Raw genomic sequence first — 16,660 nt, 5'->3', positions numbered from 1 at the left:
CCAGCCACTGTGGCACGGACTTTCCGCGCGCGGCGAGCGAATATCACCGCAGGGTCGGGACTCCCCCGTTCGGCAGCCACTCGACCGTCGCCCCGGCGTGCCAACCCGCGGCTATCCCGGCGAGCCGGTCGGCGTTGACCGGCGTTCGCCCCAGCCCGATCGCGTACCTCCCCGGCGCGAACGGCCGCGGCCAGCCGTGCACGTCCGGCATGTCTGCCTCTTCGAGCAGAGTGAGCAGCGCACGCATTCTCCCCCGCAGCCGACCCTCGTCGCTCGCGGTGACGACCGCCCAGGCCGCGTGCCGTCGATGCATCGGCGGCGTGGCCAACAGGTGCGGCCACGGATCGCTCGACGTGGAGGCGATTTCCCAGGCCCGGTAGAGCTCGTGGGTCAGGAGGTCAAGCATGCCCGGGCCGACCTGCTCGGTGCACGACCGGATCGGCTCGGACGGCGTCATGACCGTGACCGGGCCGTAGGACGCGTGATCACCGCGCAGCGCCACGGCGTTGCGCCAGTCCCAGGCCGCCCAGTGAGCGAAGAAGTCCACCGGCTCCGCCGACCCGACACACGCCGCCAGCACCGCCCAGGCGATGCTGGGCAAGCCGCCGAAGGGCGCGGAGTCCAGCCCGCGGGCCTTCGCCCACGCCTTGACCAGCCGCGACAACGTCGCATTCCGGCCACTGATCGCGTTGGCATCGGTCACCGCGCTCAGGGCGATCGAGGCCGCCGATCCGAGCTCCGCGCGACGGAGGACCGCCTCGGCCGGGTCGATCGCGCCGGTCTCGACCAACACGAGGTCCACGCTGCGGCCGTCGAGCCGCATCCGCACGCCCGGCACCCGCGCGCCGGTCACCGGGCGGACATCGGTGGCACCGGGAACGTCCACCTCGACCCGTCCGGGGACCGCGGCGACCAGGTCCACGTCGGCATCGGCCAGGGCGTTGCCCATCCGGTGCGAGCCGACGAGGTGCACCACACCCAGCGGCAGCGCGGTGCCGACTCGGTCCACAATGGAGTCAACCGGCACGGAGGGCCCGGTGGTGACCTGACTGTCGTCGGGTACCCACTCGACGGCGCCGCTGCCGAGGGCGACCCGGGCCCGCACCCGCATCGGCTCGTCGCCGCGCCGGGACAGCACGACGAGCTCACCGACAGCGGTGTCCATGGGCGACAGTCGGGCGGCGCACTCCGCCGCAACCGTTTGCGCGTCCTTGCCACGACCCAAGGTGAGGTGCGGGGTGAAGCCCTCGGCCCGTTCCCGGCAGCCGGGGAACGGCCGCGCGACGGCGTCCCGCAGCGCGGTCCATTCCAGGGCGACGGGATCCAGCCAGATGGTGGCATCATCCCGATGGCCGAACGTGTGCACGCCGTCGAGCCGCACGGCGAACGGCGGCACCTCGGCGGCGGCCGCGGCGAGCAGCGGCACGGCCCGGTCGAACTCCGACTCCGGCACGAAGCCGAAGAGCACGTTCACGTGCGGCGGCCAGCGGTCGGCCTGCGGGTCGTGCCGGCGACGCAGGGCCTCCACCGCGGCCACGTCGACCGGTGGCAGCCAGGCGACGGCGGTACGCGCGGTCGCCGGGACGTCGAGCAGGGTCCCGTCCTCCTTGCCCACCAACAGTTCGGCCTCGACGCCGTAGTGATCCGAGACGGGCTCGTCACGCAGCGAAGCGTGGGCGACTCGGAGACCACGGACCAGCACCCGGTCGAGCCGAGCCGCGCGCCCGGTCAGTGACGACACCGCCGCCAGCGGATTCGACAGCGGGTCGAAGGTCGGCGTCTGGTCGGCCGACCCGTGGGCCTCGGTCCAGGCGTCCGCCAGGCGCAGGACATCGGCCGGGGTTTCGGTGCCGTCGTTGAAGTCGCCGAGCAGCACCACCGGGCAGTCCACATCGGACAGGCCCTCGTCGACGGCGGCCAGCTCGGCGACCCGCCGCTCGGCGCCCTGTTCGTGGTGATCGCTGGTCAGGTGCGTGGTCGCCACGGCGACCGGACCGCCGGCCGTCTCCACCACGAAGGCGACGACGCCCTTGTGCGGGCTCAGCACGTGGCCGCCGGCCTCCCGGACCGGCACCCTGCTGAGCAGCAGCAACCCGGTGGCGTCCACTTCCCGGCCGACGACCTCGCTGACGGTGTAGCCGCCGCGCACCCATGGCGCAGCGAGCAGCAACGTCAGCAGGGCCGCCTCGACCTCCTGCAACGCGATGACATCGGCGTCGGCGCGCTCCAGCTCATCGAGCAGCCGCGGGCGGCGGCCGGACGTGTCGATCCGGTCGCTGTCGTAGCGGTCCCAGAGCGTGTTCCACGTCAGCACCCGCAGCCGGCTGTCGCCGTACCGTCCATCTTGGACACTGCTCACCGGCGACCAGGCCAGGCCGTCCCACGCGTACGGGGCCTTGGCGGTGAAGAACGGGGCCCGCAGCCGCCGCGGGTCCAGCACGCGGCCGGCGTCGGACTCGTCGATACGGTCCACGCCCGTCGCCCGGTCCCACACCAGCTCGCCGTCGGCCTCCACGAACACGATGCGGTGCCACGGAATCTCGCCGCCCGGCTCGTACGACGCCAGCGGCAGCCGCTTCGGCGGCCGCCCGCGCATGCCGATGCCCAGCACGAAGCGAGCCGGGTCGAACCGCGGGTCCCAGCGCACCCGGTGGTAGATCTCCTCGCTGGTCCGCATCATCCCTCCTCGCGGCCGACTGCCCCGGCGACATCTTCGACCCTACCGGAGGGGCCGACGTACCAGGTCCGGTGCGCCTCGCCGGGGTACGGCGGCGAGAACCGTTCCAGCTGAGCGGAAAGCACCTCCGGCGGAACCGCGTGCGTGCGAGCCCCGTTGCGCCGGAACAACTCCTCCTCCGGCACCAGCAGCACCGCGTTGGTGTGCAACGCGTTCCGTTTGGCCGCCACCGACTGGATCATGCCTCGCTGCCGCCGGTTCAACGACGTCGCGTCCCACACCACCGTGCGCCGGCCGGTCAGCGCCCGCTCCAGCTGTCGGGCGGCGATGTGGAAGATGGCGTTGTTGTCGCTCTGGTCCTCGCGGGAGCCGCGCGCCTCGCGCAGGGCGTCCAGCGACACGACCTCGTCCACCTTGAGCGAGTCCGCGAAGTGGCTCTTGCCGCTGCCGGACGGCCCGATCATGGCTATCAGGCGGGGAAAGTCGCCGGAGCGCCAGCGCCAGGTCAGCGGAATCGCCTCCGCCGCCGTGGAGATCCGGCACCGCGCCTCGGCCCAGCACCTGTCCGCCACGTTCTCGTCGAGGCCCTGCATGCGCAGCGCCGACTTCAGCGGATCGAACGGCTGCTCGCCGAACAGCCCGGCCTCCTCGGCATGCAGCGCCGACCAGTCGACCTCCTGGTTGCCGGGCTGAGCAGCCGCCGCGACCGCGTGCAATACACCGAGATCGGCCGCCAGCGCCAGCCGGGTGAGCCCGGTCCGGCGCTCGTCGTCCGGGAACGGGGCCAGCAGCCGCCCGTACAGACCGATGAGGTCGGCGACCTGCCGGGTCAACCGCATGCCCAGCGGCGCAACGAGGTCCGCGGCAACGCGGCGACGCGGGTGCCAGCGCAGCAGCATCGCCAGCACGCCGGCCAGCCGGGCGTCTCCCCTGCGCCCCAACAAATCCAGCCGACCGGCGATGTCGCCGAGGTCCCCGCCCTCCGGGAACCCCACTGCGGCAAGCAGACCCGCCACGTCCGGCTCCATGCCGGCGCGCACGTCCCACAGCGCCGCCTGGGGGCCGCGGCCGTTGGCCGTCACCGGGCCGAGCATCCAGTGCTGATCGGTCTGCACGTGCCCGGTGCGCACCCACTTCGCCACACTGTGCCGGAAGTCCGCCGCTGCGAACCCCTCGGCGACGCGAACGACGTAACCCTCCCGCCGGGTCGGGTCGAGCTTGATCCGCCGCAGCACCCGTTCGTCGAAAATCCCGCGCCACAAGACCTTCGGCACCGGCATGCCCAGCCGCGACGCGAACCGCACGGTGGCGTCCCACGACAGGCAGCGGTCCTCCGCCCACACGGAGAAGGCGTAGAACCAGCTGTCCAGGTCGTCGTAGGCCAGCGAGTGGCGGGCGTACATGTTCTCGCCGCACACCCGCCAACCGGCCGGGATCTCGCTTGACACGTTGCCGTGCAACGACTTCACCCACGCCCGCGACGGGTGGTGCGCCGAGTCCAGGGACCGGGCGTGCAACCCGTCGCGGTACAGCGTGGTGTTCTCGCCGTCCAGCTTCTCCGTCACGACGACCTCGCGGCCCGCCAGCCCCGACAGGTCGGTGGTACGGACGTCGTCGGCCGTCGCGCCCGGCGACCACGGCAGGTGCGGCGTGCGCGGATAGTGGACTCTCATGGCCCGAAGTCCTTGCGCTTGATCTTCGCCCGCCGGCCGTCCGGGTGGTGGAACACGATGCCCTCGGGCGGACGGCCCGGCGCGTACGCACTGTCCACAGTGGCCAGAAACGCCCGCAGCCCGGCGAAGTCCCGTGGCACGTCGGCGTACACCGGCACGCTCAGGTTGAACGGCACGCAGACATGCGCCGCCAGCCCGAGCGGATTGCCCTGCACGCGCGGCCCGATCGCCTCGCACGAGTGCTCGCCGTCCGGCCACGCCGACACGTCGGTGCCGTCGGCCGCGGCCGTGATCCACTTGTCCTCGGCGCCGGCGTCGACGTACCAGCCGTCGACGATGCCGCGCTGCTTCTGCTCCCGGCTGGGATTGCGTCGCTTCTCGACCCGGACGAGCGTGCCGCACCGCACGGTCAGCCGGACGTTGGTGCCGTCCAGCTTCTCCGTCGCCGCGCCCACGCCGTCGAACACCCACCCGCAGTCGGCGCGCGGGCGGTCGACGACGTGGAAGCGGCCGTCCCGCTCGAAGATCGTCGGGATCTTCTCCATGTCGCCCACCCCTCTCGTCCGGTGCCGTTGATCAGGTTGGCACACGGGGGCGGGCGACGCCCGTCAATATCGTCAGACCACCTTGAAACCCGGCGACAGCGCAAGGTTCGCCAGCTGGTCGTCGGTCAGCGGCGGCTGCGCCAACCCCGGCAGGCCGGCCCCGTAGACGCTCGAACTGTGCACCACACCCACCACCGTGCCGTCGGCGTACCGGTACACCGCGGCGGCGCCGAGGCGGGTGTCGTCGGGATGCGAGACAAGCGCGACCGACTTTCCGCCGACCTGCTTGAGCGTGCAGGCCGCGCCGTGGGTCAGGTTCTGCGCGGCCGCACAGACGTCAATCGGCAGCCCGTTGCCCGGGCCGAACACCTGGACGTCCACCTCGCCGACGCCGGGCTGCCCCGGGCGCGCCACCGGCTCACGGGCCCGGTAGATCCACTGCTTGGACGGCCCCGCCTGGATCTCCTCGTGCCGGCGCGGGTCGAACTTGGCCCCCGTCAACTGCTGACCGCTCGCCGGCACTAGGCCCGACGGCAGCGCAGCCGGGACAGCGGCCAGCAGATTCTTGCCTCGGGCGTACTCCGGGCTGCCCACCGGCGCGTTGTCGGACTCCCCGCCGGTCAGCGGCGGCGCGGAGGTGTGAGTGTTCGAAGGCGGGCTCGGCTCGGCCGTCCCCTCCCATGGGTGCGAGTTCAGTGTGACCGCTCCCGCCACCAGCGCGACGACCACCGCACCCACGCCGATGCCGGCCAGGTTCGCGCGGCGACGGCGTTGCGCCCGGTGCGCCCTGGTCAACGCCGAGTTCGCGGTCACCGGACGCGGCGGCACGACCTCGGCCATCGCGTCCCGCAGCGCACCCCGCAGCTCCTGCTCGTTCACGCTCCCCTCCTTCGGCTCAGCGGCGCTTCCCCCAGCAGTGCGCGCAGGGCCTGCAGCCCGCGCGCGGCCTGGCTCTTGACCGTGCCCTCCGAGCACTCCAGCGCCCGGGCCGTGTCCTCGATCGACATGTCCTCCCAGTAGCGCAGCACGAGCACCGCCCGTTGCCCCGGCGGCACCTTGGCCAGCGCGGCCAGCAGCACCATCCGGTCCTCCGGCGGCGACCAGCCCCGTTCAGGCGACTCGGCGTGTTCCGCCGTCACGTGCTCGCGTCGGAACCAGCCCAGTCGCCGCTCGGACAGGAACGCGCGGACCAGCACCTTGCGCGCGTAGCCGTCGAGCGCGTCCCGATCGGTCAGCCGCGGCCAGGACCGGTAGAGCTTGGTGAACGTCACCTGCGTCAGGTCCTCGGCACGGTGCCAGTCGCCGCACAGCAGGTACGCGGTGCGTTGCAGGCTGTCGGCCTTGGCCGTGACGAACTGCGCGAACGCGATGTCGCGATCGGCCATTTCCCCTCCGTGTCGTCGGCTCTGCCAGTGAACACGCCCATGGCCGCCGGCCGGGTTGCAGCGGAGCGGAAAAGTGTCCCAATGGTCTAGACCTTGCCGCACCGGATGCGCCAAGATCGCCGCCATGACTTTCAGAACCCTCGTGGCCAGATCCCTGTTGGCCAGCGTCGCCTGTGCCGTGTCGGCGGCCGGCCTGATCGCGGTCGGCGGCGCGACGGCGCAGGCCGCATCGCTGCCGTGCAACCTGGGCAGCAACGGCAGCAGCGCCTCCGTGACCTGCTACAGCGGCTCGCACTACACCTGGCGGCTCGTCGTGGACTGCCTGGACACCAGCAACATCCAGTGGCCGCGAACCGTCTACACGATCACCCGCGACTACCACACAGGCGACGGCACCGACAGCGCCACCTGTTCCGGCAACCTCAAGGCCAGCGCCCGCATCGAAGCGAAGTGACGCCGCTGCCGGCCGCCGCCACGGCCGGCAGTCGACGGCACGGTCGGGCACGTGTTCACGGCCGCCGGTATTCCCGGCTGACCGTTGGGGAACGATACGCGTCCTGAACCCGACCTGATAACGCTCACATTCCGCCCCGGCTGCTTACGGTGATCAACGAGAATCCACCGTGAGAGGGGCAATTCGAGTTGAGACGTGCGCTGTCCGCCGCCGCGATCGTCGCGTCGGCCGTGATCACGATGGGCGGTGCGACCGCCGCCGCCACGCCGGTTCCCCATGACGCCCTCGCGTGGGGCGCCTGTTCGGACACCACGCTGGCCAACGCCGGCGCGCAGTGCGCCACGCTCCAGGTTCCGCTCGACCACGCGAATCCCGGCGGCGCGAAGGTCACCCTCGCGCTGTCGAAGGTGGCGCACAACGCTTCCGACCCGTACCAGGGCATGATGCTGACCGCGCCGGACCCGCTGTCCGGGGCCGGCTACGAGTCCTCGCTGCTGGGGCAGCAGGTGCCCGGCGGCGGCAGCTACGACTGGATCGGCATCGCCCGCCGCGGCGTGGCGCCGAGCGTGCCGGCGCTGTCGTGCGTGCCGGGCTACGAGGCGTTCAACCGGCCCGGCTACGCGCCGACCGCACCGGCCAACGAGGTCGGCCGGCTGAACCGGGTCCAGAACTACGCGGACGCCTGCCAGCAGGCGCAGCCGGATCTGTTGCAGCACATGAAGACCACCGACGTCGCCGCCGACCTGGACGACGTGCGGCTCGCGCTGGGCGGCCTCCAGGTCGGCATGTACGCCCAGTCGTACGGCACCTACGTCGCCGAGGTGTACGCCACGCTGCACCCGCTGGCCGTGCGGCGGATGGTGCTGGACAGCCCGATCAACCCGGACGAGGTCTGGTACCGGGCGGCGTCGCTGGACCAGAACGCCAACCTGGAGCGGAACTTCCAGCTCTGGTTCGACTGGGTGGCGGCCAACGACGCCGCCTTCCACCTGGGCACGACCCGGGCGGCGATCCAGCAGGTCTGGAACGACCAGCTGGCCAAAATCACCGCGGCCCCGGCCGACGGCCTGATCGGGCCGGACGAGTTCACCGACATCTTCACGCTGGCGCCGTACTTCCAGGCGTTCTGGCCGACGCTCGGCGGGCTGCTCTCCGCCTACGTGCACACCGGCGATCCCTCGACGCTGATCGGACTGTTCCAGCAGTTCTACCAGCGCGGCGGCAGCGACAACATCTACGCGGCGCAGATGGCCGAGCTCTGCACGGACGCGCCGTGGCCGTCGTCCTTCGCGCAGTGGAAGTCCGACGCGGCGGCCAGCGCCACGCAGGCGCCGGACATGGCCTGGGGCAACATGTGGTTCCTCTCGCCGTGCCGCGTCTGGCACGCCAAGGCGGGCAACCCGGTGCCGGTGCTCGGTTACGCCGTGGGCAGCGTCTTGTTGCTCCAGAACAGCCTTGACGGCGTCGCCCCGCCGTCCGGTAGCGCGGCCCTTCGCCAGCGCTACCCGCGTTCGGCGCTGCTGACCGTGAACGGCGGCATCACGCACGGTGTCACACCGACCGCGGACACATGTGTGAACACCGTGCTGGGCAACTACCTCGGCACCGGAACGTTGCCGCCGCGGAAGACCGCCGGCGGTTCGGACGCGGAGTGCGCGGCGCCGCCGGCGCCACCCGCGAGCTGAGCCGGAGTTACGGACGCCGCCCCGACTTTCGAGTGGGGGCGGCGTTTTTCCGCGCCACCCTCGCTGGTCTAGACCAAATCTGTCAAGGGTGAACGCTTCGCGAGACGATCATCAGCTGTCACCATGGTCGGGCGCCGCCACGAATCACGTCATTACCCCTGCGATGACTGTGAGGAATCAATGGCGAACCTCTCGAAGCTCGGCCGCGCGGCCGGCATCTCCGGACTCGTGCTGGCCGGCGTGCTGGTGGCCGCCCCGCTCGCCTCCGCCGGCACCGAGCCGCTCACCGCCCCACCAATCGGCTTCAGCGGGCCGTCCGCGACCTGCACGCAGAAGAGCACCCTGGCCGGCACCCACCTGTCCGACAAGCAGATCGCGCAGTACGCGCGCAACGCCGGCCTGCACGGCAACGGCCTGGTCATCTCGATCGCCGTGGCGCTGGCGGAGAGCCAGGGCTGGACCAAGGCGGTGCTGATCAACACCGATTGCAGCCACGACCGCGGCGTGTGGCAGATCAACTCCCGCTGGCACGGCGAGGTCTCCGACGCCCAGGCGTTCAACCCGGCCACCTGCGCCCAGGCGGCGGCCCGGATCTCGTCCAACGGCAGCGACTGGTCGCCGTGGACGACCTACATCAACGGGGCGTACCAGCAGTACATGTCCCGGGCGCGCACGGCCGCCAGCCAGGTCGGCGGCTGATCACAGCGACCAGGTGACGGTCCGCGTCGGGTCGGGGGCATAGCAGCGCCCCGACCCGACGCGGACCGTGTCCCCCAGCAGGCGGGCGAACGCCGCGTCCCGGCCGCCACATGAGTTCGGAAGTCACATCGTGACGGGGCGGAGCACCGAGATCAGTTCGGGGCTGTCCGGCGCGAAGGGCTGGCGCTGCCAGCCGCCGTACCGGGCCTCGATCTCCAGCCCCGCCTCGGCGATCAGCTCGTCCAGGCGTTCGGTGGCGAGAAACCGCAGCTGACCGGCGTCGGCGCGCCGCCAGTCGTCGGCGACGATGTTCTCCACCACGTCGACGACGTCGCCGACGATCGGCCGCACCTCGTAGAAGACCTTGGCGGTCTGGCCCTCGTACTCGAATTCGTAGCTCATGTCCGGCCACCGCTCCCACTCCCTGACCAGGGCGTTTCGCGTCTCGAACACGAACCGGCCGGCGGCCCTGCGCACCCCGCGCAGGGTGGCCAGCACGTCCTCGTCGGTGAGCAGGCACTGGAACGCGTGGCCGGTCATCACCGCGAGCTCGAAGCCCGTTTCCGAGACCGTGGACATGTCCCCCGGCAGCCACTCGATCCCGTCGTGGACCTTGGCCTGCGCCAGCATGTCCGGGTCCGGGTCGACGCCGACCAGCCGCCCGCGATGGCCCTTGGCCCGCGCCTGCGACAGCAGGGTCCCCGTCCCGCATCCCACGTCCAGCACGGAGTCCGCGGCCAGCACCAGGTCCAGGTAGAACCGGTCGTCCGACCGCCCGGTCCACGGGTTCATCGCGTTGTACAGCTCGGCAGCATCCGGCACATCCCGAGGCTAAGGCCCCCGGCAACCTATTTGTTCAGCCAGACCGGCTTCGACGAGCCGCGCGGCACCAGCGGCACCGCGTACCGGCCCGGCGTCCGCGACATCCGCACCTGCTCGGTCACGCCCTGGTACTCGCCCAGCGGAGTGTCCACAGTGAACGTTTCCGGGTCCAGATACCGGTGCCGCTCGGCGCTTCCCGCCGTTTCCGCCGCGTAGGACTTGTCGAACACGCCCATGCTGAGGATCCACAGTGCCGCCCTCGTCAGCGACACGTGCACTCGGTAGCTGCCGCCTTGCACGGCCCGCCGGGCCAGGGCCTCGGCCGCGCCGGCGGCCATGAGCCAGGACACGATGTAGTCGTTGACGACGAGGATCGGCGGCAGCGCGGGCTTCGTGCCGTCGCCCTCCAGGTTCATCATGCCGACGAGGCTGCCGGCGGTCTGGTCGAAGCCGACCCGGCCCGCCCACGGGCCGCGTTCCCCGTTCAGGGACGCCGTCACGTGCACGATGCCCGGCCGCGCCTGCGCCGCCTGCTCGGCGGAGACGCCGATCTGCTCCAGGTAGCCGGGCCTTCGGTTGGCGTAGAACACATCGGCGTCTTGAAGGAGGCCCGCGACCAGCGCCTGGTCCTGGTAGGGGTCGATCGTCGCCGACCGCGTGCCGACGTTCGCGGTGATGTAGGTGACGTCGTGCTCCAACTCGTTGACCCGCCACAGGTTCAGCACGTCGGCCCCGTGCAGCGCGAGCGCACGGCCGGCCCCGGCGCCGGCGATCACGTGCCCCATGCCGAGCGCGCGGATCCCCGCCAACGGCTGATCGATCTGCTGCAGCTCGCCGTTGCCGAGCGGTTCGGGCTCGGAGTCGCCGATCCGGGTGATCTCGATCAGCGGCAGGTCGGTGATGCCCGTGTCCTCGGCGAGGAACTCGTTGGTGGAGCGCAGCATCGGCAGCACGACGCCGGCCTCGATGGCCGCCGCCTCCAGCTCGCGTGCGTCCCATTTGGACACCGCCTGCGCCACCCGCTCGGCATCGTCCGGCACGTCCAGCAGCTTCTGCGCGGCGACCTTGATCTTCGGGTACGGGTTGAGCGGCATCACCCAGCGGTCGTCGGCGGTGCGGTAGAAGCCGAACCCGAAGGCGTTGGTGGGATTGGCCGCCGTGACCGGCACGTGGCCGTTGAGCCTCTCCCACTTGCGGTCGTAGAACGGGCAGAGCCGGTGCGGGGTGACCCGCAGGTCGACGGAGATGTCCTGGCCGTCGCCGCCGCGCAGCCGCCACAGCTTGGCCATCGCGGCCGACTTGGCGACCAGCGCGATCGCGGCCGCGCCGCCGAGGCGCAGGGTGCTCGGCACGACCGGGTCCGCGCCGACGAAGGTGATCTCGCCGCCGGTGTCCTCCGGGCTCATGCCGATGCCGGCCAGCACATCGGCGAGTTCGGCGTGCGGGTCGAACTCGTCGGTGGTCAGCGGATTCGCGACCGCCCCAGCAACCTTGTCAGCCAGAACCTTGTCAGCTAGCGACATCCCCAGTCTCCTCGCTCAGCAGCTTCTGCACCTCCTCGATCGTAGGCGCGGAAGCCGGTCCCCGTCGGGTGACGGCGATCGCTGCCGCCGCGTTCGCCCGTTTCGCCGCCTCTGTCGCCGGCAGCCCCGCCGCCAGACCGGCGATGAACACCCCGGTGTGCGCGTCGCCGGCCCCGTTGGTGTCCACCGCCTGTGCCGGAAAGCCCGGCACCGTCGTCACGCCGTCGGTGGTGGCCAGCACGCAGCCGCCCGCGCCGATGCGCACGATCGCGTTGCGCCGCCTCATGGCGCTGGCTGCCGTGGCCGGATCGTCCTCGCCGGTCAGCAGTCGGGCCTCGCGCTCGTTGCAGCTGATCCAGTCGGCCCGGTCGAGCACCGGTTTCAGCACGCTCTCCGGGATCTCCGCGGCAAGCGGCCCCGGATCCAGCACGACGGCGATTCCGGGATCCACTGTGGACAGCCACGAGCACACAGCCGGGCCGTTCACCGGCAGCGCGAGCCCGTAGCCCGAGACGTAGACGATGTCGTCCGGGAACAGCCGAATCCGCGCCAGGTCGTTGACGCGCAGCTGCCCCTCGGCACCGAAGGTGGTCGCAAACGTTCGCTCGCCGTCGGCGTCCACCAGCGCCACGGTCACGCCGGTGTCCATAGTGGACATCTTCGGCTGCAGGACATCGATCCGCTCCTGCGCCAAACGTTTGCGGGCCAGGTCGCCGAACGCCCCGACGCCGTGCATGCCGCCGTACGCGGCGGTCAGGCCCTGCCGTGCGGCCGCCACGAGCACGTTGAAGCCGCCGCCGACCTCGGTGCCGCCGTCGGCCGCGACCACGTCGCCGCCGCGTTCGGGCAGGTGCGGCACGTACATCACGATGTCGACGATCACCTGCCCGACGTGCACCAGGCGGCTCATCCGCGCAGCGCCAGCAGTTCCGCGGTCAGACCGGCCAACGGGAGGTCGTTGACCGCGTGGATCGTGCGCACCGCCTCGTCGGGGAACGCGTCGTCGCCGTGGCACGCGCCGGCGATCGCGCCGGCCATCGCCGCGATCGTGTCGCAGTCGCCGCCGAGCGACGCGGCAAGCAGGCCGGCCCGCCACGGATCGTCGGGATGCACCGCCAGCACGGCAAAAGCCGCCGGCACGGACTCCTGGGTGGCCACGCTCGTGCCGACCAGCCGGTAGATCGTCTCGGCGGCCTCGCCCGGCGGCAACCCCTCCACGAGCTCACTGGCCCAGGCCAGCCGCGTGCCGACATCGCCGGCGGCAACCCAGTTTCCCCTGCCGGAAGCCAATCTCGCGGCCTCGGCCGCGACCTTCGTCGCCTCGCGGACATCCGCGCCGGCGATGCCGGCGCTCACCGCCGCCGCGACCGCCGCGGCGCCGGCCAGCGCGACGCCGGTGTTGTGCGTGACCCAACTCGCCTCGACCACGGCGTCCACAAGGGACGGTAGGTCGTCGGCGTCGTACGCGATGCCGACAGGGGTGATTCGCATCGCGGCCCCGTTGGTCGTGCCGAAGCGGCCGGCGCGTTCCAGGCTCTCGCCCGCCGCGACCGCGCTCACCGCGGCCTTCGTCGACGGTCCGAGCAGGTCCAGCGAGCCCCGCCGGCGCATGTCCTCTTCCCACGCGAGGAGATCCGCGGCGAGCCGGCGCGGGTCGACGTGGCCGTCACCGGCGATCAGCAGCCCGGCCACCAGCACCGCCTGCTCGGTGTCGTCGGTGATCGAGCCGGCGGCCATGCCCGGCGCGATCGGCTGGTCGTCCGGGCCGGGTTCGAAGCCGGTGAGCACCCCGTACCGGGACTGGATGGCCTCCCGGGGCATCGACTGGGTCGGCATGCCGAGCGCGTCGCCGATGGCCAGTCCGGTGAACGCGGCCAGCGCGCGGCTCACTCCGCGCCACCGAAGCGCAGGTGCAGCCGGAACCGGTCCGGGTCGAGCAGGCTCTCCGTGTGCTCCACGAAGATGCCGTTGCGATCCCGGCACAACCGGCGGGCGCGTAGGAAGCGCTCCCCCGGCGCGCGCGAGAGCACCGCCGCCTCCACCTCCGTGATCTGCCCCAACTCGACCCACTCCTCCCCCTGTTCGGGCAGCAGCCCCTCGGCGCGCAACACGTCGTACAGCGAACCGTCCAGACCGGACCCGGGCAGGTCGCGCAGCCGGCCACGGGCCGCGACCCTGGTGCACTCGAACGAGATCGCCGGGCCGCCGACGATCGACCGGACCCGGTCCACGGCGACGAACTCGTCGCTCTCGACGCCGCACCGCTCGGCCAGGTCGGGATCGCCGACCAGCTCCAGCCGGATCACCTCGACGGCGGTGTGCACACCCTGCTCGGCCAGCGCCCGCGTCCAGCCGATCCGGTCGTCCAGCGGGCGGCCGTCGAAGGTGACGAAGGATCCCTTGCCGGAGTGGGTGGCGATCAGGCCGCGGCTGCCCAGTTCGGCCAGCGCCTGCCGGATCGTGTTGCGGCTGACGGCGAACCGGTTGGCCAGCACGTGCTCGCCGGGCAGCCGCGCGCCGCGCGGCAGCCGACCGCGGCGGATGTCCTTGGCGAGCTGGTCGGCGATCTGCTCGTACTTCAGGCGCAGCACGACAACACCTCGTCCAGGCTCTTGACCTCGATGTGCGGCGAGTAGCCGCGGGCGATCGCCAGCGCCCGTTCGTGCGCCTCGTCGTCCATGCCGGCGCAGGCGTCCGCGACGATCCACGTCACCACACCGGCGTCCGCCGCGGCCAACGCCGTCGACAGCACGCAGCAGTCCGTCGCCACACCGGCCAGCACCAGCACATCCGCGTCGCCGACCCGCCGGGCCAGCGCCGGTCCCCACTTGCCGAAGGTGATCTCGTCCACTGTGGCCCCGTGAAAGCCGTCCACCAGCTGGTAGATCTCGGCGTGCGGCGGTTGCAGCGCGAACGGCCAGCGCTGGTAGTACAGCCGCCACGCGCCCACCGGCTTGGCCGGCGCGACGAACCGCGTGAACGTGACGTCCCGGAACGCCGCGACCAGCTTCTGGACCGGTTCGACGATGTCCGCGAAGCCCGGCGTGCACCACTGGCTGGCCGGGTCCGCGAACACGTTCTGCATGTCGATCACGGCCAGGTGCGACCTCATACGGTCACCAGCTCCTGCGCCCGCACCCGGGACCGCTGCGACGCCCAGGTGACGACGAAGGCGATCACCAGCGCCGCCAGCACGCCCAGGTTCGCCGCCGCCCATGACCCGTCGCGGCCGCCGAGGCCCAGCGGGCCGAGGAGATATCCCTGCCAGGACAACCAGTCCGCGTACGTGTTGGTGACCAGGCCCCAACCGACCACAGTGGACACCAGCACGACGCCGACCGCCAGCCAGCGGACGCTGCCGTAGCGGCCCTTCGGGTCGTACAGGTCGGCCTCGGCGTAGCCGCCGCGGCGGGAGGCGATGTCCGCCAGCATCACGCCGCACCAGGCGGCGATCGGTGTGCCCAGGGTGATCAGGAAGCCCTGGAACGGCCCGAGGAAGTCGTCCGCGAAGAAGGCCACGTAGATGGTGCCGAGGATGATGATCGTGCCGTCGATCAGGGCGGCCGCGAAGCGCGGCGCCTTCAGGCCGGCGGCCAGCAGCGCGAGGCCGGAGGAGTAGATGTTCAGCACCGCGCCGCCGACCAGGCCGAGCACCGCCACGATCACGAACGGCACGAGGTACCAGGTGGGCAGCACGCTGGCCAGCGCGCCGATCGGGTCGGCGGCGATGGCCTTGTTCAGGTCCGGCGACGAGCCGGCCAGCAGCAGGCCCATGATCAGCAGCACCACCGGGGCCAGCGCCGAGCCGAACGTGGTCCAGCCGATCACCGCGCGGCTGGACGTGCTCCGCGGCAGGTAGCGGGAGTAGTCCGCGGCCGCGTTCACCCAGCCCAGGCCGAAGCCGGTCATCAGGAACACCAGCGCGCCGATCACGCTCGCCGTCGAGCCGGCCGGGATCGCCGAGACCTTGGCCCAGTCGATGTGCGGGATCACGAAGGCGATGAACACCGCCGTCAGCACCGCCGTGACGATCGTGATGACGGTCTGCATGCGCATGATCAGGTCGAAGCCCATCACGCCGCCGCCGATGGTCAGCACGGCGACCACCACCAGCGCGATGATCTTCACGGGCGCGCCGCCGCCCCAGCCCAGCTGCGTGAACACCGTCGCCGTGGCCAGCGTGGCCAGCACCGTCAGCACGGTCTCCCAGCCGACGGTCAGCACCCAGGAGATCGCCGTCGCGACCCAGTTGCCGCGCACACCGAACGCCGCCCGGCTCAGGATCATCGTCGGGGCCGAGCCGCGCTTGCCCGCCACCGCGACGAAGCCGCAGAGCAGGAACGAGAACACGATGCCGACCAGGCCGGCGATCGCCGCCTGCCAGAACGAGATGCCGAAGCCGAGCGTGAACGAGCCGTAGCTCAGGCCCAGCACCGACACGTTGGCCCCGAACCAGGGCCAGAACAGCTGTCTCGGCGTGCCCTTGCGCTCGTCGTCGCCGATCACGTTGATGCCGTTGGCCTCCACCTGGAGCGGGGCGACCGAGTCTCCACCGGGCATCGGCTGACTCCTCTGATCCTGTCCAGACCTGTCCAGTCGCCCGGACCCTACGCCCACCCCCGCCGACCGGCAACAGGCATCCTCGGCCGGCGGACCATTGCCCCTCTCCGGACCGGAGATCAATCCCTTTCGACCGCTTGACACCGATTGCGGCAAGATGGCCCGTGTCGAAACAAGGGGGGACCTCGAACCGGTTCGTCATGTCCCTTTCCGCCGCGGCGGCCGTCGGCGCGCTGGCGGCGTGCAGCCCGGCCCCCGCTCCGACGCGGCCGGCCGCCACCACGACCACCACGGCGTCCAACAACCCGTTCACGTTCGAGTACCGGGTCGAGGCGCTCGACGGAAAGCCCGACCTCGGCCGGCTGACCTACAGCTACCTAGACCCGAGCACCGGCCGGTCGACCGACGTCGCCGCGAACACCGCGCTGCCGTGGTCGAAGACGTTCACCGTAACGAGCCTGCGCCTCGACAAAATCGGGATCACCCTGCACCACAACAACACCGACAACCAGGTGCGGTGCACGATCCTGATGGACGGCGACGTGGTCGTGCGGGCCACCGCCAAGCCGCAGGGCGCCGACACCTGCCACATCGGTCCGTGAGAGGCCACCGGATGCAGGGAAGGACGCCTTACCCG

Annotated in this window: 16 protein-coding genes; 4 read left to right on the top strand and 12 right to left on the bottom strand. The window is 71.6% G+C overall.

The window, feature by feature from the left end; all coding sequences use genetic code 11:
* Nucleotides 1–43: 43 nt before the first annotated feature.
* From BCF44_RS25280 to BCF44_RS25260, 5 genes are all read right to left on the bottom strand, one after another.
* Nucleotides 44–2,677 carry an RNA repair domain-containing protein gene (locus BCF44_RS25280; RefSeq protein ID WP_116176916.1) on the bottom strand — a complete coding sequence of 878 codons (2,634 nt, stop codon included), beginning with the start codon at nucleotides 2,675–2,677 and terminating at the stop codon, nucleotides 44–46.
* Nucleotides 2,677–4,350 carry an RNA ligase family protein gene (locus tag BCF44_RS25275; protein ID WP_116176822.1) on the bottom strand — a complete coding sequence of 558 codons (1,674 nt, stop codon included), beginning with the start codon at nucleotides 4,348–4,350 and terminating at the stop codon, nucleotides 2,677–2,679. The genes BCF44_RS25280 and BCF44_RS25275 overlap by 1 nt, the downstream gene beginning before the upstream one ends.
* Complete coding sequence (locus tag BCF44_RS25270; protein ID WP_116176915.1) at nucleotides 4,347–4,895, bottom strand: RNA ligase family protein; 549 nt, start codon at nucleotides 4,893–4,895, stop codon at nucleotides 4,347–4,349. Before BCF44_RS25270 ends, BCF44_RS25275 begins: the two co-directional genes overlap by 4 nt.
* 72 nt (nucleotides 4,896–4,967) lie before the next feature.
* Complete coding sequence (locus tag BCF44_RS25265) at nucleotides 4,968–5,774, bottom strand: hypothetical protein (protein ID WP_116176821.1); 807 nt, start codon at nucleotides 5,772–5,774, stop codon at nucleotides 4,968–4,970.
* Complete coding sequence (locus tag BCF44_RS25260; protein ID WP_116176820.1) at nucleotides 5,771–6,280, bottom strand: SigE family RNA polymerase sigma factor; 510 nt, start codon at nucleotides 6,278–6,280, stop codon at nucleotides 5,771–5,773. Before BCF44_RS25260 ends, BCF44_RS25265 begins: the two co-directional genes overlap by 4 nt.
* Nucleotides 6,281–6,404: 124 nt before the next feature.
* Here BCF44_RS25260 and BCF44_RS25255 point away from each other — a divergent pair, with 124 nt between their 5' ends.
* From BCF44_RS25255 to BCF44_RS25245, 3 genes are all read left to right on the top strand, one after another.
* The gene (locus BCF44_RS25255) at nucleotides 6,405–6,734 is read left to right on the top strand and encodes a hypothetical protein (protein ID WP_147328623.1); all 330 of its coding nucleotides are present in this window, start codon (nucleotides 6,405–6,407) and stop codon (nucleotides 6,732–6,734) included.
* Between the two features lie 188 nt (nucleotides 6,735–6,922).
* Nucleotides 6,923–8,419, top strand: coding sequence for an alpha/beta fold hydrolase (locus tag BCF44_RS25250; RefSeq protein WP_116176818.1), 1,497 nt, complete (start codon nucleotides 6,923–6,925; stop codon nucleotides 8,417–8,419).
* Between the two features lie 180 nt (nucleotides 8,420–8,599).
* Entirely contained in the window at nucleotides 8,600–9,118 is a 519-nt protein-coding gene (locus tag BCF44_RS25245) for a transglycosylase SLT domain-containing protein (protein WP_116176817.1), read from the top strand.
* Between the two features lie 123 nt (nucleotides 9,119–9,241).
* On the opposite strand, the gene BCF44_RS25240 is transcribed toward BCF44_RS25245, so the two are convergent.
* Genes BCF44_RS25240 through BCF44_RS25210 form a run of 7 tightly spaced genes read right to left on the bottom strand, consistent with a single transcriptional unit; the run spans nucleotide 9,242 to nucleotide 16,023 of the window.
* Complete coding sequence (locus BCF44_RS25240; protein ID WP_211353209.1) at nucleotides 9,242–9,940, bottom strand: class I SAM-dependent methyltransferase; 699 nt, start codon at nucleotides 9,938–9,940, stop codon at nucleotides 9,242–9,244.
* Nucleotides 9,941–9,966: 26 nt separating this feature from the next.
* On the bottom strand, nucleotides 9,967–11,463 hold the full coding sequence (locus BCF44_RS25235) for a CoA transferase (protein WP_116176816.1): 1,497 nt from the start codon (nucleotides 11,461–11,463) through the stop codon (nucleotides 9,967–9,969).
* Complete coding sequence (locus tag BCF44_RS25230) at nucleotides 11,450–12,373, bottom strand: PfkB family carbohydrate kinase (protein ID WP_116176913.1); 924 nt, start codon at nucleotides 12,371–12,373, stop codon at nucleotides 11,450–11,452. The genes BCF44_RS25235 and BCF44_RS25230 overlap by 14 nt, the downstream gene beginning before the upstream one ends.
* Complete coding sequence (locus BCF44_RS25225; protein WP_116176912.1) at nucleotides 12,370–13,299, bottom strand: ADP-ribosylglycohydrolase family protein; 930 nt, start codon at nucleotides 13,297–13,299, stop codon at nucleotides 12,370–12,372. The genes BCF44_RS25230 and BCF44_RS25225 overlap by 4 nt, the downstream gene beginning before the upstream one ends.
* Nucleotides 13,300–13,349: 50 nt before the next feature.
* Nucleotides 13,350–14,054: a GntR family transcriptional regulator gene (locus tag BCF44_RS25220; RefSeq protein ID WP_116176815.1), complete on the bottom strand. Its 705-nt coding sequence runs from the start codon at nucleotides 14,052–14,054 to the stop codon at nucleotides 13,350–13,352.
* Nucleotides 14,042–14,575 (bottom strand): cysteine hydrolase family protein, encoded by a 534-nt coding sequence (locus BCF44_RS25215; RefSeq protein WP_116176814.1) that lies wholly within the window; start codon nucleotides 14,573–14,575, stop codon nucleotides 14,042–14,044. Before BCF44_RS25215 ends, BCF44_RS25220 begins: the two co-directional genes overlap by 13 nt.
* A complete protein-coding gene (locus BCF44_RS25210; protein WP_116176813.1) occupies nucleotides 14,572–16,023 on the bottom strand; it encodes a purine-cytosine permease family protein in 1,452 nt (483 codons plus the stop codon). Before BCF44_RS25210 ends, BCF44_RS25215 begins: the two co-directional genes overlap by 4 nt.
* A 200-nt stretch (nucleotides 16,024–16,223) precedes the next feature.
* Here BCF44_RS25210 and BCF44_RS25205 point away from each other — a divergent pair, with 200 nt between their 5' ends.
* Nucleotides 16,224–16,625, top strand: a complete 402-nt coding sequence (locus BCF44_RS25205) for a hypothetical protein (protein ID WP_116176812.1) — start codon at nucleotides 16,224–16,226, stop codon at nucleotides 16,623–16,625.
* Nucleotides 16,626–16,660: the final 35 nt, after the last annotated feature.

Source organism: Kutzneria buriramensis (assembly GCF_003387475.1).
Taxonomy (GTDB): Bacteria; Actinomycetota; Actinomycetes; order Mycobacteriales; family Pseudonocardiaceae; genus Kutzneria; species Kutzneria buriramensis.
Note: the sequence above shows the minus strand (reverse complement) of the source record. Positions and strands in the feature narration are given on the sequence as shown.

Excerpts from the sequence above, each read along its gene's own strand:
- BCF44_RS25280 (WP_116176916.1), bottom strand. The coding sequence starts at position 2,677 with ATGCGGACCAGCGAGGAGATCTACCACCGGGTGCGCTGGGACCCGCGG.
- BCF44_RS25275 (WP_116176822.1), bottom strand. The coding sequence starts at position 4,350 with ATGAGAGTCCACTATCCGCGCACGCCGCACCTGCCGTGGTCGCCGGGC.
- BCF44_RS25270 (WP_116176915.1), bottom strand. The coding sequence starts at position 4,895 with ATGGAGAAGATCCCGACGATCTTCGAGCGGGACGGCCGCTTCCACGTC.
- BCF44_RS25260 (WP_116176820.1), bottom strand. The coding sequence starts at position 6,280 with ATGGCCGATCGCGACATCGCGTTCGCGCAGTTCGTCACGGCCAAGGCC.
- BCF44_RS25255 (WP_147328623.1), top strand. The coding sequence starts at position 6,405 with ATGACTTTCAGAACCCTCGTGGCCAGATCCCTGTTGGCCAGCGTCGCC.
- BCF44_RS25245 (WP_116176817.1), top strand. The coding sequence starts at position 8,600 with ATGGCGAACCTCTCGAAGCTCGGCCGCGCGGCCGGCATCTCCGGACTC.
- BCF44_RS25235 (WP_116176816.1), bottom strand. The coding sequence starts at position 11,463 with ATGTCGCTAGCTGACAAGGTTCTGGCTGACAAGGTTGCTGGGGCGGTC.
- BCF44_RS25230 (WP_116176913.1), bottom strand. The coding sequence starts at position 12,373 with ATGAGCCGCCTGGTGCACGTCGGGCAGGTGATCGTCGACATCGTGATG.
- BCF44_RS25225 (WP_116176912.1), bottom strand. The coding sequence starts at position 13,299 with ATGCCGACCCAGTCGATGCCCCGGGAGGCCATCCAGTCCCGGTACGGG.
- BCF44_RS25215 (WP_116176814.1), bottom strand. The coding sequence starts at position 14,575 with ATGAGGTCGCACCTGGCCGTGATCGACATGCAGAACGTGTTCGCGGAC.
- BCF44_RS25210 (WP_116176813.1), bottom strand. The coding sequence starts at position 16,023 with ATGCCCGGTGGAGACTCGGTCGCCCCGCTCCAGGTGGAGGCCAACGGC.
- BCF44_RS25205 (WP_116176812.1), top strand. The coding sequence starts at position 16,224 with ATGTCCCTTTCCGCCGCGGCGGCCGTCGGCGCGCTGGCGGCGTGCAGC.